Source organism: Streptomyces sp. SID11385 (assembly GCF_010548245.1).
Taxonomy (GTDB): domain Bacteria; phylum Actinomycetota; class Actinomycetes; order Streptomycetales; family Streptomycetaceae; genus Streptomyces.
The window spans coordinates 1-5,261 of the sequence record NZ_JAAGLR010000217.1 but is presented as its reverse complement, the minus strand read 5'-3'; the positions used below and the strand labels follow the sequence as shown (position 1 = coordinate 5,261).

The window sequence follows — 5,261 nt, the reverse complement described above, 5'->3', positions numbered from 1 at the left end:
CGGCGCCGAGCAGGGCGCGGCGGGCGGTGCCCGGGCGGGGAGCGGGCTGCTTGGCTGCCTGGTCCGTCATGGGGGTCCTCCTGAGCTCGTGGACGTGCGGGTACGGGTACGGGGCCCGCCGTCACGAGGGGTCCGTCCCGTGACGGGCGGGGCGCCCGGTGAAGCGGTGCCGATGCTAGGCGCGGGCCCTGGCGGGAGGGGAGAACCCGTGCCGAACAGCGGGTGAAAACCGGCCCCTCGGGGCAGGCTTTCGCTCGCGTGCGGATCAACTCCGCGTCTCGCCGCGGTGAACCCCGGTGTGCGCGGCCGCGCGGCGCGCGAGTATCGTCCTCACCTGCGGGCCCCGCAGGTCCGCTGTCGTCCCTGACTGCTCCGGAGGGTCAGTTGTCCCGCTTCGCGTTCCTGAAGGCCGTCCTGGGTCCTGTCATGCGCCTGTGGTTCCGGCCGCAGCTGGAAGGCGTCGAGCGCATCCCGGGCGAGGGCCCGGTGATCCTGGCCGGGAACCACCTGACCTTCATCGACTCGCTGATCCTCCCGGTCGTCTGCGACCGGCAGGTGATGTTCATCGGCAAGGACGAGTACGTCACGGGCAAGGGCATCAAGGGCCGGGTCATGGCCTGGTTCTTCACGGGCGTCGGGATGATCCCGGTCGACCGCGACGGGGCCAACGGCGGGGTCGCCGCGCTGATGACGGGGCGCCGCATCCTGGAGGAGGGCCGGATCTTCGGCATCTACCCGGAGGGCACCCGCTCCCCCGACGGCCGCCTCTACCGGGGCCGCACCGGCATCGCGCGGCTGACCCTCATGACGGGCGCGCCCGTCGTCCCCTTCGCGATGATCGGCACCGACAAGCTCCAGCCCGGCGGCAAGGGCCTGCCCCGCCCCGGCAAGGTGACGGTCCGCTTCGGCGAGCCCATGGAGTTCTCGCGGTACGAGGGCATGGACCGCGACCGCTACGTGCTCCGCGCGGTGACGGACTCGGTCATGACCGAGGTCATGCGGCTCTCGGGCCAGGAGTACGTGGACATGTACGCCACCAAGGCGAAGGCGGCCTGAGCCCGGGCCGTACGCGGGCGGCCCGAGAGCGAGCGGGCTGAGACGTCCCGTACGAGGCCGGCCCGAAACCGCCCCGCACTGCGGAGGCGTCACGGAGCTCCGGCGTCAACGCCGCTCGCGTCGCGTCACCCCGTGGGCGAAGCGCCGAACGCCCAGCCTCCCTCAGCGTGCCGCTCCCGCCTCCGCGCTCTCCCGTATCGCCCCTTCGTCCTCCTCGTCCGTCACGTCGAGCCGTTGGCCCTTGAGCAGGAACCAGGCCGCGACGGCCGTGCCGAGCAGGACGACCGCGCCGCCGACCGCCGCGTAGTGCAGCCCCGTCACGAAGGAGTCGTTCGCCGCGTCGAGCATGCGCGCGGCCAGCGGCGCGGGGAGCCGGTGGGCCGCTTCGGCCGCTCCGCCGAGTGATTCGTGCGCCGCTTCGGAGATCCGGCCCGGCACCCCGGGTGGGGTGGCGAAGTCCCGGTAGACGCCGTTGACCACGGAGCCGAGCAGCGCGATACCGAGGGCCGTGCCCAGTTCGTACGCGGTCTCCGAGACGGCCGAGGCGGAGCCGGCCTTCTCCTTGGGCACGGCCGAGAGGATGACGTCGGCCGTGACCGTGAAGGAGAAACCGGCGCCGAGGCCGACGACGAGGAGCACCCCGCCGAGCAGGGGATAGCTCGTGTGCTCGCCGATGAACACGACGGCGGCGAGCGCGACACCGATCGCCGCGAGCCCGCCCGAGACGACGGCCCGCACCGAGAAACGGCGTGCGACGAGCCCCGCGACGAGCCCGGCGCCCACCGCGCCGATCGCGGACGGCAGTTCGGCCAGTCCGGCGGCCAACGGGGTCCGGCCCTGGACGAGTTGCAGGAACTGCGAGAGGAAGAAGACGAGCCCGGAGAGGCCGAGCACGGTGAGCAGGTCGGCGACGACGGCGGCGCTGAAGCCCCGGTTGCGGAACAGGCGCATGTTCAGGAGCGGTTTCGGCAGCGTGAGCTGACGCCGTACGAACCAGACGAGGAGCAGCAGCCCGCCGAGTCCCGCGCCGAGGGTCAGCCCGGTGATCTCGCCCGCCGCCAGTTCCTTCACCGCGTAGACGAGACCGAACATCCCGGCCAGCGAGAGCGCCACGCTGGGCAGGTCCCAGGGGCCGGGGGCGGGGTCCTTGGACTCCGGCAGCAGCTTGGCGCCGACGAGCACGAGGAGCGCCATGACGGGCAGGTTGATGAGGAAGACCGAGCCCCACCAGAAGTGTTCGAGGAGGAAGCCGCCGACGATCGGGCCGAGCGCCATCCCGGCCGACGAGGCGGCGCCCCAGGCGCCGATCGCGAAGCTGCGCTCGCGCGGGTCGGGGAAGATGTTGCGGATCAGCGCGAGCGTGGACGGCATGAGGGTGGCCCCGGCGACGCCGAGCAGGGCGCGCGCGAGGATGAGGATCTCGGGCGAGCCCGCGTAGGCGTTGAGGACCGAGATGCCGCCGAAGGCGATCGCGCCGAGGAGCAGCAGGCGCTTGCGGCCGATGCGGTCGCCGAGCCCGCCCATCGAGACGAGCAGCCCGGCGATGACGAAGGAGTAGACGTCGCCGATCCACAGGAGCTGGGTGCCCGAGGGGCGCAGGTCCTCGCTGATGTACGGCGTGGCGAGGCCGAGCACGGTCGCGTCGACCGCGATGAGGAGCACCGCGAGGACGAGGACGCCGAGGGCGAGCCAGCGCGCGAGGGGGCGCTGCGTGGGGGCGGGGGACGTGGTCATGGTCACGGGGTCCTCCTCAGTACCCCGCCGAGCAGCAGCTCGGACACATTGCGCGGGAAGTCCTGGGCGGCGACGCGGCCGTCCACGACGCACCAGCCGCAGGAGCCTATGAGCGCGTAGAGCGCCTCGGTGAGCCAGGTCGGGCTGAGGTCGATGCGGAACTCGCCGGTGTGCTGGCCGCGCTCGAACAGGGCCGTGAAGCGTCCGTCGAGCCGGGCCCAGCCCGCGTCGATCTCCTCGCCCTCGAAGAGCTGTGCCTCGGTGATGAGGAAGGAGAGCAGCGGGGCGGGCCCCTGGAGACCGGCGACGAGTCTGCGCAGTGCCTCCACGGCGGGCCCTTCGTCGGTCCGCGCGGCGGCCACGGCGCTCTCGCACTCGCGGATGCCCAGCTCCTCCAGGGCCCGTACGAGGGCTTCGCGCCCGGCGAAGAGCCGGTGCAGCGTGGCCCGGCTGACCCCGGCGGCGCGCGCCACCTCGTCCATCGTCGCGCCGGAGCGGCGCACGAGGAGCGTGGCGGCGGAGCGCAGCACCTGGTCACGGTCGACAGTCATACGGCCGACCTTAGCAAAATGAGACATGAACGTCTCATAAGGATCGGTGACGTCTCACCCGAACCGGTGACGTCTCACGTGACGGACATGCGTCCGCATCGCGGAAGCGCGCTGGCACGGGGCGTTCCAGCCACGCGGCCCCCTCGCCTTCCGGTCACAATGAATGACACCGACCCCCAGGACGCCTCATGAAACCGTTCCTCTTCCTCGACGTCGACGGCCCCCTCAATCCCTACGCGGCCGGCCGCCGTCGCCTGCCCGGTTACCGCACCCGCAAGGTCCGCCCGGCGGGCTGGGCCTGGACGGAGCCCCTGGAGCTGCGCCTCAACCCGGCGCACGGGGAACGCCTGCGCGCCCTCGCCGGGCGGTACGAGCTGGTGTGGGCCTCGACGTGGGAGGCCGAGGCGAACACGTACGTCGCGCCCGAACTGGGACTGCCCGCGCTCCCGTACGTGCACTGGCCCGCGCGGACGACGGGCCCGGACGGCACCTTCTGGAAGCTGCGCGAGGTGCTGGCCCACGCCGGGGGCCGCCCCTTCGCCTGGGTCGACGACGAATTCGGGCCCCGCGACCACGCGTGGGTGACCGCCCACTACCCGGCCCCGGCGGCGCTCCTGCGCATCGACCCCGCGCACGGCCTCACAGACGAGGACTTCTCCGCCCTTGAGGAGTGGGCGCGGAGCGTGTGACGGGGCGCGTGCGAGCGGCGGCCTGCGCCTCCGGGAAGGGGCCGCGCCTCCCGCACCGGGCGGCCCCTCACTCCCACGGCATCCCGGCCCGCGTCCGCCAGTACTCCCCCGCGCCCTCCCCCAGCGCGTCGAGCCGTTCGAGCCGTTCCTCGTCGAGCGGGAGCGTGAGCGCGCGCAGGTTGGTGTCGAGCTGACCGATGGTCGCGGCGCCCGAGAGGGCGACGTCGACCCACGGGGCGCGCAGGACGAAGGCGAGCGCGACGGCGTCCGGGGTGCTGGACAGCTCCTCGGCGATCTCCCGCACGGCGGCCGGGGCCGCCTCGCCCGCGAGCCGCCCGTTGGCCAGCGCCTCCTTGACCAGTACGGAGCGCCCCGCGGCGTGCGCGGCCTCCAGCGCCGGCCCCGCGCTGTGCTCGTACACGTTGTACGTGGCCTGGATCGTACGGAAGAGGGGCTGGCCCGCGACCTCGACAGCGAGTGCCTCATGGATCGCCGTGCTCTGCTCCGGGCCGCTCACCGAGCAGCCGATCGTGACGCCTTCCGCGCCGAGCGCGGCGAGCCGCTCGTGCAGGGCGCGGTCGGTGAGCGCGGGGCTCTCGGGGGTGAGCGAGTGGATCTGGTAGAGGTCGAGGCGGTCGCCGAGCAGGTCCCTGGTCTCGGCGACCTGCCGCTCGTACGTCGCGAGCGCGTGGTCCTTGACCTCGTGCGAGGCGGCGCGGGTGCGCCAGCCGGCCGTGTACGTGTAGCCCCACTTGCTGCCGACGACGAGGTCGGTGGCCTGCGGGTGCGCGGCGAGCCACCCGGCGAGGAACTCCTCGGCACGCCCGTAGGAACGCGCGGTGTCCACGTACCGCACGCCCTGTTCGTACGCGGCGTCGAGCAGGTCGTGCGCGCGGGCGCGCAGGTCCTCGACGCTCCGGCCCGGCGGCAGGTCGCGCTCCCGGCCGAGGTTGAGGTAGCCGGGCCGGCCGACGGCGGCGAGACCGAGGCCGATCCGGGACACGGGGGTGGGCGCGGCGGCGAGGCGGGCGAACGGCATGGGGGGCTCCTTCGCGGGGGTACGGCGACGGGGCGCCGCTCGGGCGGTGTGCCCGGGGGCGCCCCCGTCAACGTAACGCCGCGCGACGGCCCGTCGCGTACCGACCCGGCGGGTCCGGAGCGTACCCGGTGGGTCCGGCGCGTCGGGTACGTACCGTCGCGCGGTCGCGCTTCGGGGCCGGGCGGGCCCGGG

Annotated in this window: 5 protein-coding genes; 2 read left to right on the top strand and 3 right to left on the bottom strand. The window is 73.7% G+C overall.

What is annotated here, in order from left to right; all coding sequences use genetic code 11:
* Positions 1-426 precede the first annotated feature (426 nt).
* Positions 427-1,056 (top strand): lysophospholipid acyltransferase family protein, encoded by a 630-nt coding sequence (locus tag G3I42_RS06695; RefSeq protein WP_239096301.1) that lies wholly within the window; start codon positions 427-429, stop codon positions 1,054-1,056.
* 162 nt (positions 1,057-1,218) lie between these two features.
* Here G3I42_RS06695 and G3I42_RS06690 read toward each other — a convergent pair whose 3' ends face one another.
* Together G3I42_RS06690 and G3I42_RS06685 are read right to left on the bottom strand one after the other, a co-directional pair.
* Positions 1,219-2,790, bottom strand: coding sequence for an MFS transporter (locus G3I42_RS06690; protein WP_164283296.1), 1,572 nt, complete (start codon positions 2,788-2,790; stop codon positions 1,219-1,221).
* 2 nt (positions 2,791-2,792) lie between these two features.
* Positions 2,793-3,341 (bottom strand): TetR/AcrR family transcriptional regulator, encoded by a 549-nt coding sequence (locus tag G3I42_RS06685; protein WP_239096300.1) that lies wholly within the window; start codon positions 3,339-3,341, stop codon positions 2,793-2,795.
* Positions 3,342-3,529: 188 nt separating this feature from the next.
* Here G3I42_RS06685 and G3I42_RS06680 point away from each other — a divergent pair, with 188 nt between their 5' ends.
* On the top strand, positions 3,530-4,030 hold the full coding sequence (locus G3I42_RS06680; protein WP_164283290.1) for an HAD domain-containing protein: 501 nt from the start codon (positions 3,530-3,532) through the stop codon (positions 4,028-4,030).
* A gap of 67 nt (positions 4,031-4,097) precedes the next feature.
* Here G3I42_RS06680 and G3I42_RS06675 read toward each other — a convergent pair whose 3' ends face one another.
* On the bottom strand, positions 4,098-5,069 hold the full coding sequence (locus tag G3I42_RS06675) for an aldo/keto reductase (protein ID WP_164283288.1): 972 nt from the start codon (positions 5,067-5,069) through the stop codon (positions 4,098-4,100).
* Positions 5,070-5,261: the final 192 nt, after the last annotated feature.

Coding starts and splice junctions, on each gene's coding strand:
- G3I42_RS06695 (WP_239096301.1), top strand. CDS start 427: ATGCGCCTGTGGTTCCGGCCGCAGCTGGAAGGCGTCGAGCGCATCCCG.
- G3I42_RS06675 (WP_164283288.1), bottom strand. CDS start 5,069: ATGCCGTTCGCCCGCCTCGCCGCCGCGCCCACCCCCGTGTCCCGGATC.
- G3I42_RS06685 (WP_239096300.1), bottom strand. CDS start 3,341: ATGACTGTCGACCGTGACCAGGTGCTGCGCTCCGCCGCCACGCTCCTC.
- G3I42_RS06690 (WP_164283296.1), bottom strand. CDS start 2,790: ATGACCACGTCCCCCGCCCCCACGCAGCGCCCCCTCGCGCGCTGGCTC.
- G3I42_RS06680 (WP_164283290.1), top strand. CDS start 3,530: ATGAAACCGTTCCTCTTCCTCGACGTCGACGGCCCCCTCAATCCCTAC.